General features: G+C 71.8%; 19 protein-coding genes and 1 tRNA gene. 6 read left to right on the top strand and 14 right to left on the bottom strand.

What is annotated here, in order from left to right; genetic code table 11:
- Positions 1–117: 117 nt before the first annotated feature.
- Positions 118–1,323 carry a CdaR family transcriptional regulator gene (locus L3X23_RS14440; RefSeq protein WP_093078968.1) on the bottom strand — a complete coding sequence of 402 codons (1,206 nt, stop codon included), beginning with the start codon at positions 1,321–1,323 and terminating at the stop codon, positions 118–120.
- A 9-nt stretch (positions 1,324–1,332) separates the two neighbouring features.
- Here L3X23_RS14440 and L3X23_RS14435 point away from each other — a divergent pair, with 9 nt between their 5' ends.
- Positions 1,333–2,331 (top strand): pirin family protein, encoded by a 999-nt coding sequence (locus L3X23_RS14435; protein WP_237192707.1) that lies wholly within the window; start codon positions 1,333–1,335, stop codon positions 2,329–2,331.
- Between the two features lie 163 nt (positions 2,332–2,494).
- On the opposite strand, the gene L3X23_RS14430 is transcribed toward L3X23_RS14435, so the two are convergent.
- Positions 2,495–2,701 carry a cold-shock protein gene (locus L3X23_RS14430; protein WP_037052393.1) on the bottom strand — a complete coding sequence of 69 codons (207 nt, stop codon included), beginning with the start codon at positions 2,699–2,701 and terminating at the stop codon, positions 2,495–2,497.
- 260 nt (positions 2,702–2,961) lie between these two features.
- Positions 2,962–5,718, bottom strand: coding sequence for a pyruvate dehydrogenase (acetyl-transferring), homodimeric type (aceE, locus tag L3X23_RS14425; RefSeq protein WP_237192706.1), 2,757 nt, complete (start codon positions 5,716–5,718; stop codon positions 2,962–2,964).
- Between the two features lie 223 nt (positions 5,719–5,941).
- Here aceE and L3X23_RS14420 point away from each other — a divergent pair, with 223 nt between their 5' ends.
- The 3 genes from L3X23_RS14420 (at position 5,942) to L3X23_RS14410 (ending at position 7,079) form a co-directional block, all read left to right on the top strand.
- A complete protein-coding gene (locus L3X23_RS14420) occupies positions 5,942–6,379 on the top strand; it encodes a DUF3052 domain-containing protein (RefSeq protein ID WP_093078962.1) in 438 nt (145 codons plus the stop codon).
- Positions 6,380–6,420: 41 nt separating this feature from the next.
- Complete coding sequence (locus tag L3X23_RS14415) at positions 6,421–6,879, top strand: peroxiredoxin (RefSeq protein WP_093078960.1); 459 nt, start codon at positions 6,421–6,423, stop codon at positions 6,877–6,879.
- Positions 6,880–7,006: 127 nt separating this feature from the next.
- Positions 7,007–7,079 (top strand) — tRNA-Val (locus tag L3X23_RS14410).
- Positions 7,080–7,159: 80 nt separating this feature from the next.
- Here L3X23_RS14410 and L3X23_RS14405 read toward each other — a convergent pair.
- Together L3X23_RS14405 and L3X23_RS14400 are read right to left on the bottom strand one after the other, a co-directional pair.
- A complete protein-coding gene (locus tag L3X23_RS14405; RefSeq protein ID WP_237192705.1) occupies positions 7,160–8,725 on the bottom strand; it encodes a 4-hydroxyphenylacetate 3-hydroxylase family protein in 1,566 nt (521 codons plus the stop codon).
- Between the two features lie 46 nt (positions 8,726–8,771).
- Positions 8,772–9,335, bottom strand: coding sequence for a flavin reductase family protein (locus L3X23_RS14400; RefSeq protein ID WP_237192704.1), 564 nt, complete (start codon positions 9,333–9,335; stop codon positions 8,772–8,774).
- Positions 9,336–9,460: 125 nt separating this feature from the next.
- Between L3X23_RS14400 and L3X23_RS14395 the strand changes: the two genes are divergently transcribed.
- The gene (locus tag L3X23_RS14395; RefSeq protein ID WP_374204846.1) at positions 9,461–10,279 is read left to right on the top strand and encodes an IclR family transcriptional regulator C-terminal domain-containing protein; all 819 of its coding nucleotides are present in this window, start codon (positions 9,461–9,463) and stop codon (positions 10,277–10,279) included.
- An 84-nt stretch (positions 10,280–10,363) separates the two neighbouring features.
- On the opposite strand, the gene L3X23_RS14390 is transcribed toward L3X23_RS14395, so the two are convergent.
- Together L3X23_RS14390 and L3X23_RS14385 are read right to left on the bottom strand one after the other, a co-directional pair.
- Entirely contained in the window at positions 10,364–11,287 is a 924-nt protein-coding gene (locus L3X23_RS14390; RefSeq protein WP_237192702.1) for a VOC family protein, read from the bottom strand.
- Between the two features lie 32 nt (positions 11,288–11,319).
- On the bottom strand, positions 11,320–12,165 hold the full coding sequence (locus tag L3X23_RS14385; protein WP_237192701.1) for a fumarylacetoacetate hydrolase family protein: 846 nt from the start codon (positions 12,163–12,165) through the stop codon (positions 11,320–11,322).
- 161 nt (positions 12,166–12,326) lie between these two features.
- Between L3X23_RS14385 and L3X23_RS14380 the strand changes: the two genes are divergently transcribed.
- Positions 12,327–13,049 carry a GntR family transcriptional regulator gene (locus tag L3X23_RS14380; protein WP_237192700.1) on the top strand — a complete coding sequence of 241 codons (723 nt, stop codon included), beginning with the start codon at positions 12,327–12,329 and terminating at the stop codon, positions 13,047–13,049.
- Between the two features lie 54 nt (positions 13,050–13,103).
- On the opposite strand, the gene L3X23_RS14375 is transcribed toward L3X23_RS14380, so the two are convergent.
- The 7 genes from L3X23_RS14375 to L3X23_RS14345 form a co-directional block, all read right to left on the bottom strand.
- On the bottom strand, positions 13,104–13,874 hold the full coding sequence (locus L3X23_RS14375; RefSeq protein ID WP_237192699.1) for an IclR family transcriptional regulator: 771 nt from the start codon (positions 13,872–13,874) through the stop codon (positions 13,104–13,106).
- 54 nt (positions 13,875–13,928) lie between these two features.
- Positions 13,929–15,104, bottom strand: a complete 1,176-nt coding sequence (locus L3X23_RS14370; RefSeq protein ID WP_237192698.1) for a 4-hydroxybenzoate 3-monooxygenase — start codon at positions 15,102–15,104, stop codon at positions 13,929–13,931.
- Between the two features lie 72 nt (positions 15,105–15,176).
- Positions 15,177–16,466 (bottom strand): M20 family metallo-hydrolase, encoded by a 1,290-nt coding sequence (locus L3X23_RS14365; protein ID WP_237192697.1) that lies wholly within the window; start codon positions 16,464–16,466, stop codon positions 15,177–15,179.
- Positions 16,467–16,476: 10 nt separating this feature from the next.
- Complete coding sequence (locus L3X23_RS14360; protein ID WP_237192696.1) at positions 16,477–17,493, bottom strand: TIGR03842 family LLM class F420-dependent oxidoreductase; 1,017 nt, start codon at positions 17,491–17,493, stop codon at positions 16,477–16,479.
- An 8-nt stretch (positions 17,494–17,501) separates the two neighbouring features.
- Positions 17,502–18,923: a dihydropyrimidinase gene (gene hydA, locus L3X23_RS14355; protein WP_237192695.1), complete on the bottom strand. Its 1,422-nt coding sequence runs from the start codon at positions 18,921–18,923 to the stop codon at positions 17,502–17,504.
- 14 nt (positions 18,924–18,937) lie between these two features.
- Entirely contained in the window at positions 18,938–19,966 is a 1,029-nt protein-coding gene (locus tag L3X23_RS14350) for an isopenicillin N synthase family oxygenase (RefSeq protein ID WP_237192694.1), read from the bottom strand.
- A gap of 42 nt (positions 19,967–20,008) precedes the next feature.
- Complete coding sequence (locus L3X23_RS14345) at positions 20,009–20,968, bottom strand: isopenicillin N synthase family oxygenase (RefSeq protein WP_237192693.1); 960 nt, start codon at positions 20,966–20,968, stop codon at positions 20,009–20,011.
- Positions 20,969–21,005: the final 37 nt, after the last annotated feature.

Below are 21,005 nucleotides of genomic sequence, written 5' to 3'. Positions count from 1 at the left end.
GCCGCGAACGGAACACCGCCGCGCACCACGATGGGGTGCCGCATTTGTAAGGTTCCTCCAATCGCACGACAACGGGCGACCTCGGACCGGGTCCGGTGGTTCGGGTACCCGGCCTGGTCAGGGGCTACTCCCGGGCTCCGCGAGACGCCCTGCCAGCAGGGCCGTCCGGAGCACGTGGGCGTCCCGGGGATCGGTGGCCGAGCGGCCCGTGAGTTCACTCACGCGCCGCAGCCGGTAGCGCACGGTGTTGGGGTGGACGAACAACGCCCGCGCGCACCCCTCGAGCGACCCGCCACCCTCCAGGTAGGCCGCGAGTGTGCGCAGCAGCTCCCCGCCCGCGGCCTCCACGGGCGCCACGACGGACTCGACGAGCCCCCGCACCGCCGTCGGATCGCCTGCGACGGCCCGCTCGGGCAGCAGCTCGTCGGCGTCCACCGGCCGCGGCGCGTCCGGCCAGCCCGGGGCGGCGCGGAGCCCGGCGAGCGCGGCCAGCGCGGACGCGTGCGCGGCGGCCAGGTTCGCCGCCACCGGTCCGACGACGACCGGGCCCGGTCCGAAGTCGGCGACGATCGGGGCCAGCGCCCGGTCGGGGTCACCCGCCGCCCGGCCCCGGGGCTCGGTCAGCAGGAGCACCAGACGGCTGCCCTGGACCCCCACGAGTACCTGCCTGCCGAGCCGGGTGGCGTGCCGTCGCATCTCCGAGAGGACCTCGGCGGCCTCCTCGCCGCCGTCCTCCGGGGGGCTCCCGACCATCACGCGGACGGCCGCGCCCGGGTCCCACCCGATCGTCGCCGCCCGGGACACCAGGGCGTCGTCGGTCTCGCCGCGGATCACCCCGTCGACGACGAGGGCCTCCTGCCGGGCGTCCCAGGCGCCGCGGGTCTCGGCGGCGTTGGCGTAGACCGTGGCGGCGGCGAACGCGATCTCGCGCCCGAACCGGAGCACGGCCTCGACGAGCGTGCGGTACTCGGGCTCGTCCGCGGCCAGCGGCGGCAGGCGCTCCTCCATCACCTCGGTGGCGATCCGGACGAGATCGACGGTCTGGCGGAGGCTGAGCCGTCGGGCCAGGTCCTTCGGGGCGATCCGGAAGGCCTCGGCGGTGAGCCGCATGGTCTCGCCGGGCTCCCCGAACCAGGCGACGAAGTTGCTGATCCCGGTCTGCGTGACCAGCAGCACGCCCGCGCGCTGGTCGGCGGGGAGGCGGGCGAACCACGGCTGGCCGTCCTCCATCGCGGACAGACAGGCCGCGGCCAGGTCCCCGGTCGCGCGCTCCAGGCGCCGCAGCGTGGCTGCGGACACCGCCTGGACGTCGGACAGGGTCATGGGGGAAGCATGACACGCATGCGGGTGCTGCGACGGGGTCTGGAACGGGCCGTGACGGTCCACGAGGGCTGCGAGGCCCGGCACGGGTTCTCCTTCGGCGCGCACTACGACCCGGACGACGTGTTCTTCGGCGCCCTGACCGCGCACAACGACGAACGGCTGGCCCCCGGGGCGGGCTACCCGACCCACCGGCACGACGAGGCCGACCTGGTCACCTGGGTCGTCGAGGGGGAGCTGCGGCACACGGACTCGCTGGGGAACTCCCACATCCTGCGGGCGGGGGAGGCGCAGGTGCTGGCCGCGGGTACGGGCGTGGAGCACGCGGAGTTCGCGGCGGGCGCCCAGCGCTGCCGGTTCGTGCAGTCCTGGCTGGTCCCGGACGCGCTCGCGTCCCCGGTCCTGCACACGGTCGACCTGCGCGCGGCCCTCGCCGGCGGGCGCCCGGTCCTGGTGGGGGCGGGGTCGGCTCCCGGCCCCTTCGCAGTGACAGCGGATCCGCACGCCGCCGCCGGTGCGGATGCGCTGTCACTGCAAAGCCGTGCGGGGGCACGGGACTCCGCCGCCGGTGCGGATCCGCTGTCACTGCAAAGGGACACGGGGGCAGCGGACTCCGCACCCCGCGCGGATCCGCTGTCAGTGCAAAGGGAGACGGGGGCACGGGACTCTGCCGCCGGTGCGGATGCGCTGTCAGTGCAAAGGGGGACGGGGGCACGGGACTCTGCCGCCGGTGCGGATGCGCTGTCAGTGCAAAGGAGCGCGGGAACACCCCTGCCCCTCCGCCGCGCGGACGCCGCACTCTGGGCCGCCCGGCTGCCCGCGGGGGCGACCTGGGACCTGCCGCCCGCGCGGTTCCTGCACGTCTTCGTCGCGCGCGGCAGCGCGTCCCTCCCCGCCGGAGAGCTGGGGGAGGGGGACGAGCTGCGGCTCACGGACGAACCCGCGCCGACGCTGACCTCGGGCGGCGCGGAGCTGCTGGTCTGGGCGATGGGCAGCGACCTGCGGCCCTGAACGGCGACCGCGGCGGACCGTAGACGTCGAGAACCGGGGTGACCCGGTCTCGCTGGTCACCCCGGCTGTCGACGACGTACGGATCGTTCGCTGACACGCACCGCGAGCAGGCAGAAAGCGGAACGGGTTGTGCGCCGGTAGGTGGTGGAGAAGGTCTCCAGACTCAGCCGATCGGCGTCACCTGGGTGGCCTGCGGGCCCTTCTGGCCCTGCTCGATGTCGAAGGACACGCGCTGTCCCTCGTCGAGGCTCTTGTAGCCGTTCACCTGGATCGCGGAGTAGTGCACGAACACGTCCGCGCCACCACCGTCGGGAGCGAGGAAGCCGTAGCCCTTCTCGCTGTTGAACCACTTGACGGTGCCCTCTGCCATTCTTGCTCTCCTCGTGCGTGCTCACGGGGCCCACGCCCCGGGAAACGCCGACCGGCCACTACTGTCCGTGCCCTGGTCGGAGCGGCGATTCCACCGTCGGTGGGTCGACGCTGGGCGGAGCCTAGCGTGATTCCCGTCGCTTGCCGAGGGGTCGCGAGCTGCGTATTCGTCCCGGAACCGGGACGAAACACGGGAGCGGTCACCTGCCGCCGGGGAGAGGGCCGTTCGGGTGATCCTCTTCCCCGGCGGAGGGGGATCGGCTAGGCGACGCCGCTGTCGGAGGTCTGCGGGCCCGCCGCGCGCGGGTCGTCGATCCGGTACTTCGCGGCGGCCTCGGCGGCCGCCCCCTTCTCGACCTCGCCGCGCGCCGCGAGCGAGATCAGGGCGCCGACGACGATCGACTCGGCGTCCACCGCGAAGTGCCGCCGGGTGGCGGGGCGGGTGTCGGACAGGCCGAAGCCGTCCGTGCCCAGCGACAGGAACGGCGCGGGCACCCACTGCCGGATCTGGTCCGGCACCGCCCGCATCCAGTCCGACGACGCCACGACCGGGGCCTCCGAGCCGCCGAGGACCTGGGTCACGTACGGGACCTTCGGCTCGGCGTCCGGGTGGATCAGGTTGTGGTGCTCGGCCTCGACGCCGTCACGGCGCAGCTCGCCCCAGGACGTCACCGACCAGACCTCGGCGCCGACGCCCCACTCCTCGGCCAGGATCTCGCGCGCCTTGACCGCCCACGGCAGCCCGACGCCCGAGGCCAGCAGCCGGACCTGGGGCCCGTCCGCCCGGCCGGACTCCAGGTACCGGTGGATCCCGCGCAGGATCCCGTCGACGTCCACGTCGGACGGCTCGGCGGGCTGCTGGTACGGCTCGTTGTAGACCGTCAGGTAGTAGATGACGTTCTCGGCGTCCTCGCCCACCATGCGCCGCAGGCCGTCCTTGACGATCGCGGCGATCTCGAAGCCGAACGCCGGGTCGTAGGCCACCACGGCCGGGTTGGTCGAGGCGAGCAGCAGCGAGTGGCCGTCGTTGTGCTGCAGGCCCTCACCGGTGAGCGTGGTCCGCCCCGCGGTGGCGCCGACGAGGAAGCCGCGCGCCATCTGGTCCGACGCCGCCCAGATCGAGTCGCCGGTCCGCTGGAAGCCGAACATCGAGTAGAAGATGTAGACCGGGATCATCGGCTCGTCGTGCGTGGCGTACGAGGTGCCGACGGCGGTGAACGAGCCGACCGAGCCCGCCTCGTTGATGCCCTCGTGCAGGATCTGGCCCTGCTCGGACTCCTTGTACGCCAGCATGAGCGAGGCGTCCACGGAGGTGTACTGCTGGCCGTGCGGGTTGTAGATCTTCTGCGTCGGGAACATGGAGTCCATCCCGAACGTGCGCGCCTCGTCGGGGATGACCGGCACGATCCGGTCGCCGACGCCCTTGTCCTTGATGAGGTCGCGCAGCAGCCGGACGAACGCCATGGTGGTGGCGACCTCCTGCTTGCCCGAGCCCTTGCGGACGGTCTCGTAGACCTTGTCGCCGGGCAGCACGAGCGCCTTGGACGTCGTGCGGCGCGAGGGCAGTGCCCCGCCGAGGGCGCGGCGCCGCTCCTCCATGTACTTGATCTCCGGCGCGTCCGCGCCGGGGTGGTAGTACGGCGGCAGGTACGGGTCCGCCTCGAGCGTGGCGTCGGTGATCGGGATGCGCTGCTCGTCCCGGAACTGCTTGAGGTCGTCCAGCGTGAGCTTCTTCATCTGGTGGGTCGCGTTGCGGCCCGCGAAGTGCGCCCCCAGGCCGTAGCCCTTGATCGTCTTGGCCAGGATCACGGTGGGCTGGCCGTTGTGCTCGGTCGCCGCCTTGTAGGCCGCGTAGACCTTGCGGTAGTCGTGCCCGCCGCGCTTGAGTCCCCAGATCTCGTCGTCGGACAGCGGCTCCACGAGGGCCTTCGTCCGCGGGTCGCGGCCGAAGAAGTGGTCCCGGACGTAGGCGCCGTCGTTGGCCTTGTAGGTCTGGTAGTCACCGTCGGGCGTGGTGTTCATGAGGTTGATCAGCGCGCCGTCGCGGTCCGCGTGCAGCAGCGCGTCCCACTCGCGGCCCCAGATGACCTTGATGACGTTCCAGCCCGCGCCGCGGAAGAACGACTCCAGCTCCTGGATGATCTTGCCGTTGCCGCGCACCGGGCCGTCGAGCCGCTGCAGGTTGCAGTTGACGACGAAGGTGAGGTTGTCCAGTCCCTCGCCTGCGGCCACCTGGAGCAGCCCGCGGGACTCCGGCTCGTCCATCTCGCCGTCGCCCAGGAAGGCCCACACCCGCTGGTCCGAGGTGTCCTTGATGCCGCGGTCGCGCAGGTAGCGGTTGAACCGGGCCTGCATGATGGCGTTCATCGGGCCGATGCCCATCGAGACCGTGGGGAACTCCCAGAAGTCCGGCATCAGCCGCGGGTGCGGGTAGGACGGCAGGCCGTGGCCCCAGCCGCCGTGGCTGACCTCCTGGCGGAACCCGTCGAGGCGGTCCTCCGACAGACGCCCCTCGAGGTAGGCGCGGGCGTAGATGCCGGGGGAGGCGTGGCCCTGGATGTAGACCTGGTCACCGCCGCCCGCGTGCTCCTTGCCGCGGAAGAAGTGGTTGAAGCCGACCTCGTAGAGCGTCGCGGACGACGCGTACGACGAGATGTGCCCGCCGACCCCGATCCCGGGCCGCTGCGCGCGGTGCACGGTCATGGCGGCGTTCCACCGGATCCAGCGCCGGTAGGAGCGCTCCGCGTCCTCGTCGCCGGGGAACCACGGCTCCCGGTCGGTCGGGATCGAGTTGACGTAGTCCGTGCTGGTCAGCGACGGGACGCCGACGTGGCGCTCGCGGGCGCGCTGCAGGAGGCGCAGCATCAGGTAGCGGGCGCGCTGCTGCCCGGCGTTGTCGAGCGCGGCGTCGAACGAGTCGAGCCACTCGGCCGTCTCCTCGGGGTCGATGTCCGGGAGGTGGGCCGCGAGACCGTCGCGGATGACGTGAACGCGCTGGGGGTCGGTGGGGCCGGTCAAGGGGTCTCCCTGCGTGGCTCGGACATGGTTCGGTGCAGTCTGCTCGCGTCGTTGCCGCGGTGCGCGACGGGGACACGGCCGATGCGCTCTATCGTGCCCCTCTCGGCGCGAAGTCGGTACGACGGTTGCGCAGGGCAGTGCGGTCGTGTTCGGATTCCGCATCCGAACACGGTCTTCGGCGGCGCAGTGGTGTGCCGCCACCGACAGGGAAAGAGGTGCACGCGTGGTCGCCGCGGAAGATGCCGGACGCACGTCCGACATCGCCGGCAAGCTCGGCATCGAGCCGGGCCAAGTCGTCCAGGAACTGGGATACGACTCCGACGTCGACGAGGCGGTGCGCGAAGCCGTCGAGGACGTCACCGGTGAGGACGTCCTCGACGAGGACGCCCAAGAGGTCATCGACGTCGTCCTGCTGTGGTTCCGCGAGGGGGACGGCGATCTCGTCGACACCCTCGTGGACGCGCGCGGGATGATGGCCGACGAGGGCACCATCTGGGTCCTCACCCCCAAGACGGGGCGGCCGGGGCACCTGGAGCCGAGTGAGATCGCGGAGGCCGCGCCCACCGCGGGCCTCGCGCAGACCTCCAACGTCACCCTCGGGGACTGGGTCGGGGCGCGCCTCGTGCCACCGAAGGCCGCCCGGAAGCGGCCGCCGGCCTAGGCTGACCGGGGAAGACCCCCGATCGTGCCGAAGGAGAACCCATGTCCGTCGAGGTGGGGGCGCAGGCCCCCGACTTCACCCTGAAGGACCAGGACAAGCAGGACGTGACCCTGTCGTCGTTCCGTGGCGACAAGGCCGTCCTGGTCGTGTTCTACCCCTTCGCGTTCTCCGGCATCTGCACCGGCGAGCTGTGCACCGTGCGGGACGACATCTCGACGTTCCAGAACGACGCGGTGCAGGTCCTCGCCGTCTCCACGGACCCGACCTTCGCCCTCAAGGCGTGGGCCACCGCGGAGAACTACACCTTCCCGCTGCTGTCGGACTTCTGGCCGCACGGTGAGACGGCGAAGGCGTACGGCGTGTTCAACGAGACCGCGGGCATGGCCGTCCGCGGCACCTTCCTCGTGGACACCGCGGGCAAGGTCGCGTTCGCCGAGGTCAACGGCCCCGGCGAGCCCCGAGACCAGGACGCCTGGAAGAAGGCCATCGCGGCGCTGTAGTGCCGCGGAGCCTGCAGGCGTGCCGCTGTCGCCGAGCTGCGGATGCCCGACGCAACGGTCGTGCATCCGCAGCTCGTGACAGGGTCGCCCCGCAGCGTTGTACCGTGAGGAACGCCGAAAGGCACCCGGGCGTGTAGCTCAGCTGGAAGAGCTCCTGGTTTACACCCAGGCGGTCGCAGGTTCGAGTCCTGTCGCGCCCACCCACATGGTCGCCTCCGAGGCTCAGCGGAGGAGCGGGTCTCCCCGGGTCACACACCTGCCCGGGGAACACGTGGTCATGTCAGCGACGGTTCCTGAGGAAGGAGACGTCGTCGTTGCCGATGAGGTCGGGCACGGTCCAGCCGTCGAGGTCGTACTCGGCCAGGCACTGCTCGGCCAGGCCTTTCATGGCCGCGGTGTGGCCTTGGGCTTCGGCGGCGAAGAGCAGTTCGGCCTTGACGTTCTCGTGGTTGCCCGAGTAGTTGCGTTCATACAGTTCGTGACGGCCACCGAACTCGGATCCGACGGCGTCCCAGAGGGCTTTCATGACCTTGACCCGGTCCACGGCCTCGTAGCCGTTGGAGCCGCGGACGTACTTGTCCAGGTAGGGGCGGACCTCGGGGGTTTTGAAGTCGATGGAGTGGGAGTTGAGGTAGATCAGCCCGGAGGCGACGTCGGACTCGATGATCTCCTTGATCCGCGGGTAGGCCTGGATCATCAGCATCCGGTAGGTGAGCCCGAAGTCGAGCTTGGGCAACAGGGCGCCGTTGGTCCACTCGTCGGGGTTGCGGGCCATGGCGTCGGCGAGGGCGTGGAAGGTGTTGCGCCAGCCCACGACCTCCCCGACCCGGGTCTGCACGCCGCGGAAGTCCTTGCTGCCGGTGATCTCCAGGGCCTTGAGCAGCAACCCCGCAATGAAGTCGATCTTGGTGGCGAGGCGGATGCAGCCGTGGAAGGTGAACCGCGGGATGAACCCCGACACGGGGAAGAACCCGTTGATCTTGTCGATGTCGCCGTAGAGGAACACGTTCTCCCACGGCACGAGGACCTTGTCGAACACGAAGATGGTGTCGTTCTCGTCCATCCGCGAGGACAGCGGGTAGTCGAACGGGCTGCCCATCACGGCGGCCTGCTGGGTGTAGCTGGTGCGGCAGATCAGCTTGACCCCCGGTGCGTCCATGGGCACCGTGCAGATCAGCGCGAACTCCTTCTTCTTGATCGGGAGTCCGTAGTGGGCGATGAAGTTGTAGTTCGTGATCGCCGAGCCGGTGGCGACGACCTTGGCGCCGGAGACGATCAGTCCGGCGTCGGTCTCCTTCTCCACCTTCATGAACACATCGCCCACCTCGTCCGGGGGCAGGTTGCGGTCCACGGGCGGGTTGATGATGGCGTGGTTCCAGTAGAGGACCTTCTCCTGCGACTCGCGGTACCAGCGGCGCGCGTTGTCCTCGAACGGTGCGTAGAACTCCGAGTTCGCCCCCAACGTCCCCAGGAAGCTGGCCTTGTAGTCGGGTGAGCGGCCCATCCAGCCGTACGACATCCGCGCCCAGGTCTCGATGGCCTCGCGGTCCTGGAGGATGTCCTCGACCGAGTGCGGGGACCGGAAGAACGGGTGCGTGACCCCGCCGTTGCCGGTGTCCGTCGGCACGGTCAGCTTGTCCTTGGTGGCCGGGTCGTGCAGCGCGTCATACAGCCGCGCGGTCATCCGGACCGGGTTACGGAAGGCCGGGTGGGTGGTCACGTCCTGCACCCGCTCCCCGTACACCCACACCTCCCGCCCGTCCTGGATCGACGCGATGTACTCGTCACCGGTCATCGGCGCCGTCACGGTGGGAACATCAGCCGGGCGGTCCTGCTGGATCGTCATTCTCGAACCCTTCTTCAGCGGGGGGACAACGGGTCTGGCGAACGGATCAGGCTGCGTGCGGACGCAGCGGGGTGAAGGCGGTCGCGGCGTCGAACCAGCCCGCCTCGGGGGAGTCGAGGGAGCCCGTCCAGTGCAGACCGGTCTCGACCGGACCGATCTCGCGGAAGGCCCCGCAGTAGAACAGCAACGGTTCCGCGTCGGTGACATCGATGTGCTCGACCTCGCCGACGACGATGAGGTGGTCCCCGCCGTCGTAGGTGCGCCAGGGTCGGCACGAGTAGACCGCCGACGCCCCGACGAGCACGGGTGCGGTGGGCCCCTCGGCCCACTCCGGCCCGGGGTCGGCCGGGCGACCCGCGAAGTGCCAGGCGGTGTCGACCTGGTCGGCGCCGAGCACGTTGACCGCGAACGGCGCTCCGTCGAGGAAGCCGCACGCCTTCGACTTCCGGGTCAGCGTGACCTGACAGAGCGCAGGCTCCAGCGAGACCGCGGTGAACGCGTTGACCGTGGCGCCGTGCGGGGTGCCCTCGTCGTTCCGGCAGGTCACGACCGTGACGCCGGTGGCGAACCGACCGAAGGCGTTCCGTAGGTCACGGGGTGGGACCGTCATCTCGCGCACCTCCCTGTGCGGTGTGAACGCTATGCGTACACTCTGAACGCTTTGCGTTCACCCGCTGGAGAGTGCCGTACGCCACTGGGCCGGTCAAGTCCCGGCGTCGGATCCGGTACGGAAGAATGGGGTCGATGGCGGTGGAGGGTGGCGACCGTGACTACGTGCAGAGCCTCGAACGGGGCTTCGCCGTGCTCCTCGCCTTCGACGAGGAGCTCACCCATCCCACCCTCGCCGAGCTGGCCGCGAAGACCGGTTTCTCGCGGCCCGCGGTCCGCCGACTGCTGATCACCCTGCAGCGCCTGGGGTACGTGGCGAACGACGGCACGCGATGGTCACTCACCCCGCGGGTGCTCAGCATCGGCCAGCACTACACCGCGACCCGCGCGATGATCGAGTTCGCCCAGCCGCACCTGCTGCGACTCGCCGAGCGCACCGGCGAGTCCGCCTCCCTCGCCGAGCTCGACGGGTTCGACGCCGTCTACGTCGCCCGCGTCCCCGTGCGTCGGATCATGAGCATCAACGTCGCCGTCGGTACCCGCGTGCCCGCGCACGCCACCTCCATGGGGCGCGTCCTGCTGGCGTGGTCCGGGCCCGTCGCGGTCACCCGGTTCCTCGAGCAGGCGCCCCTCAACGCCTTGACCCGGCGCACCGTGACCGACCCGGCTCAACTCAGGCTCGTGCTCTCGCAGGTGCGCGGGGACGGCTTCTCGATCGTCGACGGTGAGTTGGAGGAGGGTCTGCTGTCGGCCGCCGCGCCGGTTCGCGACCGGACCGGGCGGGTCGTCGCCGCCCTCGCCTCCTCCACGTCCGCGGGGCGTCTCGCGCCGGACCGACTCCGCGACGAGACGGTCCCGTTGCTGTGCGAGATCGCCGACGGCCTGTCGGCACAGCTGGGTTACGACCCGCGCACCACGTCCGTGCCCCGAGACGGCTTCTTCTGAGCCGAGGGACCGGGAGTCAGCGGGTCCGGAGCCCGTCGACGACCACGGTGAGCATGCGAGCGAGCTGCGGCGCAGCTCTCCGGGTCAGCGCGACTGGTGGGCGCCGGTCATGATCTCGGCGAGATCGTCCGGGGCGAGGAAGGACGGCGGCGGTGGCGGGCCCCAGTGGAAGAGCCCGCGCGCGCCCTCGAGCGTCTCCGGTGACCAGAGCTGGTCGTCGAGGATGCTGTCCATGTCGGAGTAGTACTCGGAGAAGTTTCCGGCCGGGTCCTTCAGGTACCAGAAGAAGTTCGATCCCGCGTGGTGGCGGCCGAGTCCCCACACGTGGCGCTCGGGGTTGCCCTCCAGCATCGCGAACGCGCCCCGGCCGACCTCGTCGACGTCGTCGACCTGCCAGGAGCTGTGGTGCAGGAAGGTGACCGGCGCGTGGAGGACCAGCAGGTTGTGATGGTCCGTCGAGCAGCGCAGGAAGGCGCCGTGCCCGCCGATCCGGTCGCTCACCCGGAACCCGACGAGGTCGGTGAAGAAGCGGACGGTGGCCTCGTAGTCGGTCGACCCGAGGACCACGTGGCCGAGCTTGCGCGGGCGGACCGGGGTGTCCCGCAGGACCCCCGGGGCGCGGCCCGTGCCGCGGTCGATGCGGCCCGGCCCGTTGTAGGGGGTCGCCGGGGTCGGGGGCTGTCGGATCGGATCGGCGATCCGGACCGCCACCCGCGTCCCCGTCACGGGTTCGACGGTGCGCGCACCGGTCCCGTCCTCCTCGACCGGGACGCCCGCGCCCCGCAGCCGGTGGGCCACCCCGGCGACGTCGTCGAGGTGGTCGGCGCCGATCGACACCTCGACCAGCCGGCGGGTGGGTGCGTGCACGATCCGGAGCTGCCGCCCGCCGTCGGTACTGGACAGCCAGCCGTCCGCCTCCGGCGTGAGGCCGAAGTCGGTGTAGTAGACGGCCGTCGCGGCGACGTCGGGCACCCCGATGGTGATCGAGTTCAGTCGGTGGAGCGGCATCGGCCCTCCCTCTCGTCCGGTGAGCCGGGCGCTCAGGCCGCGGGGGCGACCAGGCGGTGGCGCATCTCGCCGATCCCGCGGATGTAGGTCACGAGCTCGTCGCCGATCTCGAGCCAGCGCTGCGGGGTGCGGCCGAGGCCGACGCCCGAGGGCGTGCCCGTGAAGATGACGTCCCCGGGCAGCAGCGGGGTCACCGCGGAGAGCCGGGCGACCAGCTCGGGCACCGGGAAGACCATGTCCCGGGTCCGGCCCTTCTGCATCTGCTCCCCGTTCACGAGGCACCCGAGCTCGAGATCGTCTCGGTCGGGGAGCTCGTCGGGGGTGACCAGCACGGGGCCGATCGGGCCGAACCCGGGGTGGGACTTGCCCATGCTGAACTGCGGGGCGGGCCCGGACGCCTGCAGGATGCGCTCGGAGATGTCCTGGCCGACCGTGACGCCCGCGACGTGGGACCACGTGTCCGCCGCGGCGACCCGGTGCGCGGGCCTGCCGATGACGACGACGAGCTCGACCTCCCAGTCGACGTGCCCCGGCGGGCGGGTGATCTCGCCGAAGGGGCCGGTCAGGGAGCTGACGAACTTGGTGAAGACGGGGGGGTGGTCGGGCACGGCGAAGTTCGACTCGGCGGCGTGCTCGGCGTAGTTGAGGCCGATCGCGAAGACCTGCCGCGGGGCGGGCGCCGGGTTGCCGAACTCCTCTTCGGCGACCTCCCGCACGTCACCGTTCCCGGTGGCGGCGAACTCGAGGACGGCGTCCCAGTGTTCGTAGGCCTCCTGCGGGTCGGCGGGCAGCCGGCCACCGCTGGCGGCGTTCAGGTCCACGACTCGACCAGGGCTGACGACCTGGTGGAGCCGACCGGAGATGCTGGCGAATCGCACGCGACTGCTCCTCGGGAACGAGGGCCGTGGCCCTCTGTTCCGGGCCGACGACCACACCGGCTTCGGTGTCGGTGGGACATGTGTACGCGGCGGACGCTCGAAGCGTCAAGCATCTTTCGAAAGTTGTTCCTTGGTTCGTATCAGCGTGTAGGGTGCGATCCGTGGCCAGACAGGGAGCGTCCGGGACCCGGACCGACGAGGTGCATCGCAGGCTGCGCAGCGACATCCTCGCCGGGCGTCTGGTCCCGGGGTCGCGGCTGAAGTTCCCCGAGCTGTGCGAGACGTACGGGGTCAGTGTCGGCGCGGCACGCGAGGCCCTGACCCGGCTCACCGCGGAGGGCATGGTCAAGACCCAGCCCCATCAGGGCTACATGGTCACGCCGCTCTCGCACGAGGACCTGGCTGACCTGACCCGGGCCCGGATCGAGATCGAGTCGCTGGTCCTGCGCCTGTCGGTGCAGGAGGGGGACGTGCAGTGGGAGTCTCGCGCCGTCGCCGCCCACCACGTGCTCGAACGCGCCGTGTTCCTGAGCGACGACGATCCGGACCACCCCACGGACGAGTGGGCGGCCGCGCACGCGAGGTTCCACCTGGCGCTGCTCGACGGTTGCACGAACCGGCGCCTGCTCGACGTCGCCCGCGCCCTGCGCGAGGAGGCCGAGCTCTACCGGCAGTGGTCGGTGTCGTTCGGCCAGGAGCCCGACCGCGACCTCGCGGGGGAGCACCGCGCGCTGCTCGAGGCCTCGGTGGGCAGACAGGCCGATCTCGCCGGGCAGCTGCTGCGCGACCACATCGCCCACACCACGTCGCTGCTCATCAGCGTGGCCACCGACGAGCCGATCCGAGCCGCCGCACCTGCGCGCGCGGACGAGCGCGCCGGCTGACGCGTCCCGACCGACCCACCCCGGTGTCGATCCGACCCCCGACCGCGCGATCCGTCAGTCCGAGGTGGACAGGCTCCGCGTGATGCCTGCGGCGGCGACCCGCAGGGCGGCGACGAGGCGGGGGCGCACGCGGCGGAGATCGGGGACGACGAGGCCGAGGGCGGCCACCACCGAGCTCCGGGAGCCGGCCCCGCCCGTCAGGTGGACGGGGACGGCGACCGAGCAGGCTCCCGGGCTCATCTCCTCGACCGTCTCGGCGTAGCCGTCCCGGCGGGCCCGCGCGAGCTGCTCGGCGAGCCTGCCGGGTTGGGTCACGGTGTACGGGGTGATCCGCTCGAGCGACCCGAGGACCTCGCGTTGGACGGACTCGGGGGCCCACGCGAGGAGCACCTTGCCGACGCCGGTGGCGTACAGCGGCAGCCTGCCGCCGACCCGGCTCACCACGGGGACCGACGCGTTCCCCGAGATGCGGTCGAGGTAGACGGCCGCGGTGCCGTCCCGTTCGGCGAGGTGGACCGTGGCGTGGGTGGCGGCGTAGAGGTCCTGCAGGAACGGCGCGGCGACGTGGCGCAGCTCGGTCTGGACCGGGGCGAGGAGCCCGATGTCCCAGAGCCTGCGCCCGATGACGTAGCGGTCCCCGCGGCGGTCGAGCCCGCCGAGCTCGACGAGCTCGGCGGCGAGCCGGTGGGTGGTGCTCAGCGGGAGCGCGGCTCGGCCCGACAGCTCGGTGAGGGTGAGGGCGCGGTGGGTCGCGTCGAAGGCGGCGAGGACGGCGAACAGGCGCGCACCCACCCCGGCACCGGGGGTGGAGAGGTTCCCCGCCATCCACACCTCGTCTCCTCGGCCCTGACCTGGGCAGGGTACGCGGGGAGGGGGCGTTCAGAACCCGATGGGCAGGCCCGCGTAGTTCTCCGCCAGCCCGGTCCTCCCGGCGGTGCTCTGGGCGACCCAGCGGAGCTGGGACAGCTGCAGCTGGGCGTCGAACGGGTCCCCGGACTGGTGCAGCATGGTCGTCATCCACCAGGAGAAGTGCGTGCAGCGCCACACCCGGCGCAGCGCCGCGTCCGAGTAGGCGTCGGCGAGCGCGGGTTCCTTGTCCCGGAGCAGGGCGGCGAGCGCGGGGGCGAGCATCGCGACGTCCGCGACCGCGAGGTTCAGGCCCTTCGCGCCCGTGGGCGGCACGATGTGCGCGGCGTCGCCCGCCAGGAACAGCCGGCCGTGGCGCATCGGCTGCTGCACGAAGCTGCGCATCGGGAGCACGGACTTCTCGGTGAGGGGCCCGGGGGTCAGCGTCCACCCGTTCTCGCCGTGGCCCAGCCGGGTGGCGAGCCCGTCCCAGATCCGGTCGTCGGACCAGTCCGCGATGTCGGTGCCGTTCGGAACCTGCAGGTAGAGACGGGACACGGTGGCCGAGCGCATGGAGTGCATCGCGAAGCCGTCCGGGTGCCAGGCGTAGATCAGCTCGTCGGTGGACGGTGCGACGTCCGCCAGCACGCCCAGCCAGGAGTACGGGTAGGTCCGCTCCCACGACTGCTTCGCGCCGTCCGGGACGGCGGCGCGACACGGGCCGAACGAGCCGTCGCAGCCGACGACCACGTCGGCGTCGAGCCGCTCGGCGGTGCCGTCCGGGCCGGTGAAGGTGACGTACGGGTGATCGGTCTCGATGTCGTGCACGGCCGTGTCGGTGACCTCGTACCGGATCTCCTGGCCCGCGGCCTCCCGGGCCCGGCCGAGGTCCTTGGTGACCTCGGTCTGGCCGTACACGGTCACGCTCCGCCCGACCAGGTCGACGAAGTCGAGGTGGTGCCGCTCGCCGGGCCACTGCAGGTAGATCCCGCGGTGCTCGTCGCCCTCGGCCGCGAGGCGCGCGCCCAGCCCCACCTCGTGCAGCAGGTCGACGGTCGACTGTTCGAGGATCCCCGCCCGGATGCGCGCCTCGACGTACGCGCGCGAGCGGGTCTCGACGATCACGGACTCGACCCCGGCCCGGTCGAGGAGGTGGGAGAGGAGCAGACCGGCCGGACCTGCGCCGACGATGGCGACCTGGGTACGCATGCGGTCACGATCGCAGGAGGTCCGCGGACGGACCAGCCGATCCTTCCACTCAGTGGAAGGTGTGGCCGGCGGTCAGCTCCGGGGTTCGGGGGTGAGGGCGCCGTCGAGCATGCGGGCGAGGGTCTCGGTGAGGACGTCGACCCCGGTGCACAGGTCCTCGTCCGCGGTGAACTCGGCCTCCGCGTGCGAGATGCCCTCCACGCTCGGGACGAAGAGCATGACGGTGGGCACGAGGTCCTTCATGTTGGTGGAGTCGTGCCCGGCGCGGGTGCGCACGATCATGCTGGAGACACCCAGGTCCTCGGCCACCGCGCGGGCGAGCTCCACGCCCTCGGCCTGGTAGACGTGCCCCCGCCAGGTGTGCGCGAAGCGGCGCTCGATCGCGACGTCCGCCTGCAGCTCGATCTCGGCGAACCGGGCCCGCAGGGCGTCGTCCGCCTCGGCGAGCAGCTCGTCGGAGGGGGAGCGCAGGTCCAGGTGCATCCGCACCTCGCGGGCCACCACGACCGGGGAGTTCGGGTAGACGGTCAGCTGGCCGCACGAGGTGTGCAGCTCCTCGCCGAACCGCTCCGCGAGCTCCCGCAGCGCCACGACGATCAGCGCCGCGCCGTACAGGGCGTCCTGGCGGTCGGCGATGGCGGTGGCCCCGGTGTGCCCCTGGCTGCCGACGACGGCGATCTCGTACTTGTTCGCCGCCCAGGTCCGGTCGACCAGCCCCAGGGTGGTGCCGGACTTGTCCAGCTCCCGGCCCTGCTCGATGTGGATCTCGGCGTAGGCGGCCACCCGCCGCTCCGGCCCGAACACGTCGGTCTCCCCGCGGGCGCCGATGTCGTCCAGCGCCTCGGCCACCGAGACGCCTGCGGCGTCGGTGGTGGCCAGCGCGGTGTCCAGCGGCAGCTCGCCGACGAACACCGCACTGCCCATCATGGACGGCTTGAACCGGCTGCCCTCCTCGTTGAACCAGTTCACGACGGCCACGTTGCACCGCGGCGTCGTCCCGGTCTGCGCGTAGTGGCGGCGCAGCCGGTCCGCGGCGTGGGCGGCGGCGAGCACGCCGTAGGCGCCGTCGAACCGCCCGCCGCGCGGCTGGCTGTCCAGGTGCGAGCCTGCGAGCACGTACGGGGCGCCGGGGCTCAGTTCGAGCAGCCCGAACATGTTGCCGATCCGGTCGTGCACCACGGTGAAGCCGCGGTCGGTGAGCCACTCCGCGAGCCAGGCGCGGGTGGCGGCGTCGTCGGCCGTCGCGGCCTGCCGTTCGACGCCGCCCGCGGGGGTGGCGCCGAACGCGGACATCGCGGCGAAGTCGGCCAGCAGCTCCCGGTCGGCCGCGGGGGAGGTGCGGGGGGTGGTCGGAGCGGACACGGGGGACTCCTCAGAGAACGGCCGCGCCGACGGGCCGGATCCCGGGGATCACGGTGTCGCCGTACGCGTGCAGGGTCTGGTCGATGCCGTCGTGTTGCAGGTAGAGCGCGAACTGGTCGACACCGAGCGCCGCCAGCTCGGCCATCCGCTTGACGTGCTCGTCCGCGGTGCCGAGCACGCAGAAGCGCTCCACGATCTCGTCGGGCACGAAGGTCGTGTGGGTGTTCCCCGCCCGCCCGTGCTCGTTGTAGTCGTAGCCCGTCCGCCCCTCGATGTAGGCGGTGAGCTCGCGGGGCACGTCGGACTCGCCGCCGTACTTGGCCACGATGTCGGCCACGTGGTTGCCCACCATCCCGCCGAACCAGCGGCACTGGTCGCGCTGGTGGTCCCGGTCGGTCCCGACGTAGGCCGGGGCGGCCACGCAGATGGTGACGTCCGCGGGGTCCCGACCCGCGTCCGCGGCGGCGTTGCGGACCCGCTCGATGGTCCAGGCGGCGATGGCGGGGTCGGCGAGCTGGAGGATGAACCCGTCGGCGTAGCGGCCGGTCAGCTCCAGGGCCTTGGGGCCGTAGGCCGCCACCCACACCGGCAGCCGGGAGCGCCCCGCCCACGGGATGCGCACCTCGGACCCGTTGACCATCGCGCTGCGGCCGTTGGCCAGCTCCCGGATGACCTGCACCGAGTCCCGCAGCGTGGCGAGCGTGGACGGCTTGCCGGCGAGCACCCGCACCGCGCTGTCGCCCCGGCCGATGCCGCAGACCGTGCGGTTGCCGTACATCGAGTTCAGCGTGGCGAAGGTCGAGGCGGTGACGGTCCAGTCCCGGGTCAGCGGGTTGGTCACCATCGGCCCGACGGTGATCGTCCGGGTGGCCGCGAGCATGGCCGAGTGGATGACGTACGGCTCCTGCCACAGCATGTGCGAGTCGAACGTCCAGGCGTGGGTGAAGCCGCGGTTCTCCGCCTGCACGGTCAGCTCGACGAGCCGGGACGCGGGCGGGTTGCACTGCAGGACGATGCCGAGGTCCACAGTCGCTCCTAGATCAGGTTCTGGGACAGGTCGCGCTTGACGAACCGGCCGTCGCCCTTGCGGCCCCGGTACTCCCCGCCCGCCACGACGACCTTGCCGCGGGACAGGACCGTGTCGACGGCCCCGTCGATCTCGAAGCCCTCCCACGCGGAGTGGTCCATGGCCATGTGGTGGGTCTTCTCCAGGCCGATCGAGGTGTGGCCCGCGGGGTCGTAGACGACGACGTCCGCGTCCGCTCCCGGCGAGATCACGCCCTTGCGCGGGTACATGCCGAACATCCGGGCGGGGGTGGTGCAGCAGACCTCCACCCAGCGTTCGAGGGAGATCCGCCCGCTGACCACGCCCTGGTACATGAGGTCCATGCGGTGCTCGACGCCGCCGATCCCGTTGGGGATCTTCGAGAAGTCCCCGAGGCCCATCTCCTTCTGCCCGCGGAAGCAGAAGGGGCAGTGGTCGGTGGCCACGGTCGTCACGTCACCGGTGCGCAGGTAGCGCCACAGCTCGTCCTGGTGGCCCTCGGCGCGCGAGCGCAGCGGCGTGGAGCACACCCACTTGGCGCCCTCGAAGCCCGGCGCGCCGAGCTGCTCCTCCAACGACAGGTACAGGTACTGCGGGCAGGTCTCGCCGAACACGTTGCGGCCCCGCCCGCGGGCCTCGGCGATCTGGGCGAGTGCCTGCTTGGCCGAGACGTGCACGACGTAGAGCGGGGCGCCGGTCACGTCCGCGAGCATGATCGCGCGGTGGGTGGCCTCCTCCTCCAGCTGCCAGGGCCGGGAGACGCCGTGGTGGTACGGGGAGGTCTCGCCGCGGGCGAGGTGCTGGGTGACCAGCTCGTCGATGGCGATGCCGTTCTCCGCGTGCATCATCACCAGCCCGCCGTTGCCCGCGGCCTGCTGCATCGCGCGCAGGATCTGGCCGTCGGTGGAGTAGTAGACCCCCGGGTAGGCCATGAACATCTTGAAGCTGGTGACGCCCTCGGTGACCAGCTCGTCCATCGCCTTGAGCGCCTCGGCGTCGACGTCGCCGAGGATCTGGTGGAAGCCGTAGTCGATCGCGCACTCGCCCGCGGCCTTCTCGTGCCACTCGGCGAGGGTGTCCTGCACCCGCTGCCCCGGCGTCTGGATGGCGAAGTCGACGATCGTCGTGGTGCCGCCGTGCGCCGCCGCGCGGGTCCCGGTCTCGAACGTGTCCGCCGCCGTGGTGCCGCCGAACGGCATCTCCATGTGGGTGTGGCCGTCCACGCCGCCGGGGATCACGTACTTCCCGGTCGCGTCGATCACGGTGTCGACGGCGCCCGCGAGGTCGGCGCCGAGGGCGGCGGAGCCGGGCTCCACCAGCGCCGCGATCCGTTCGCCGTCGATCAGGACGTCGATGCGTTGCCGCCCGGTGGCCGACACGACCGTGCCGCCCCGGATCAGGGTCGTTCCCATGGCCGGTCCTCCGCTCACTTCTCGGCGAGCTCGGCAAGATAGCGCTCGGTGGCCGCGCCTGCCTTGAGGAACCGCCGCTCGGCGTATGTCTTCTTGATGAACCGCTGCTCCCAGTCGTAGACCGAGACCGCGTCGAACCGCGGGCCCTCCGCGCCGACGGTCGAGGCCAGCGGGTCGATCACGGTGTCGACGGCGGGCAGGTGGAAGGTGGTGAGCGTGGTGCGGTGCCCGGCCGGGTCGGTCGAGGCGATCACGCGGTGCCGGGTGGCGGGCCAGCGGCCGTTGGTCCACCGCATCATCAGCTCGCCCATGTTGATCACGAGCGCCTCGTCGACCACGGGGACCGACACCCATGCGCCGTCCCGGTCCTTGACCTGCAGGCCCTCGTAGGTGCCGCGCTGGTGCAGCATCGTGAGCGTGCCGCCGTCGAAGTGCTCGTCGAAGATGACCGTGGGGTCCTCGCGCAGCGGCGCGCCGCGCGGCGGGTAGTAGTTGATCGAGCAGCTGGACGCGTTCGGCTCGACGAGCGCGTCGAAGTAGTCGATCGGCATCTCCAGGGCCACCGCGAACAGGCGCATCAGCGCCGCGCCGAGCTCCTGGGTGCGGGCGAACAGGGCGCCGACGGCCGCCCGGTAGCCCGCGACCTCGTCCGGCCACACGTTGGGGGAGAAGAAGTCCGCGTAGTCGGCGGGCACCCCGGCGGCCTCGGCGGCGGCCGCGTCGTCGAAGTGGCTCGCGTGGACCCGCAGCGAGCGCACCGTGCCCTCGGCGTCGATGTTGGTGGTCAGCCCGCGGTAGGGGTGGCCGACGGGGGAGACGAGCGAGTCCCGGTACTCCTGCGGGGTGTTCGCGAGCTCGACGGACTTGGCGTAGACGGCGTCGATCAGCTCCCGCGGCACGCCGTGGCCGGTGATCTGGAAGAAGCCGGAGTTCACCGCGGCCTCGTTCACCTGGCGCGGCGCGGTCTCGAGGTCGGAGCCGTCCAGGAACGACGCGACGTCGATGACCGGGATGAAGTCGGCGGGGACCTGGCTGCTGGTCATGGGGAGGACCCTTCGTCGGGAACGGACGGTGGGGACGGTGGCTCAGGCCGCGACGGTGCGGCGGAACTTGCCGAGCAGGTGCGGGCCTGCCTCGACCGGTGCGTAGCGCGGCGTCTCGCCGGGGGCGAGGCAGGAGGGCAGGCAGCGGACGTCGGCGTCCCAGTTGGCGTTGGCGAAGAAGGGCACGCTCTGCCTGCGGGCCGCGGCGGCCGCGCCCTCGACGGGGTTGACGACGCGGTGCAGCGTGGAGCGCCACCGGTCGTTGGTCCAGCGGGCCATCAGGTCGCCGATGTTGAGCACGTAGGCGCCGGGCACCGCGGGGACCGCCGCCCAGGCGCCCGCGTGGTCGAGGACCTCGAGGCCGCCGACGGCGTCCTGGCGCAGGATCGTGAGCAGGCCGTAGTCGGTGTGCGCGCCCGCCCGCAGCTGCCCCTTGGCGAGCGGCACCGAGGTGGCGGGGTAGTTGATGGCCCGCAGGGCGTGCGGGGAGCGGTCGATCTTGTCGTCGAAGAACGTCGCGGGCAGGTCCAGGCCCAGCGCGAACAGCCGCATCAGCCGGGCGGTCAGCGCGGTCATCGCCGCGGTGTAGGCGCGGGCGGCGGGCTCCAGCTCGGGCAGGTCCTCCGGCCACCGGTTCGGCGTGTGGATCGCGGCCTCGTCCGGCCCGGACAGCGGGTGCGCGGGCGGGTCCATCGGGCCGATGTTGAGGCTCTCCTTGACGTCGCCGGGTGCCTCGTCGGTCCCGGTGGAGCGGGCCAGCGCCTCGGCGCCCGCCGGGATGTAGCCGTACGGCTCGCCCGGGCCGGGACGCAGGGCGAGCTTGGCCTCCGCGGGCAGGTCGAAGAAGCGGGTGAAGGCCCGCCAGGCGCGCTCCTCGACCTCGGGGTCGACGCCGTGGCCGACGATCTGGAAGAAGCCGACCTCGCGGCAGACGCGGTCGAGCTCGGCGGCGACGACGGCGTCGTCACGGTCGAGGTCGATCACGGGGACGTACGCGGACATGACATGCCCTCTCGCTCGGCGGCGGTACGCAGGCAGC

It is taken from the genome of Pseudonocardia sp. WMMC193, assembly GCF_021728735.1.
Lineage (GTDB): Bacteria > Actinomycetota > Actinomycetes > Mycobacteriales > Pseudonocardiaceae > Pseudonocardia > Pseudonocardia oroxyli.
This window is presented reverse-complemented; position numbering and strand designations above follow the sequence as displayed.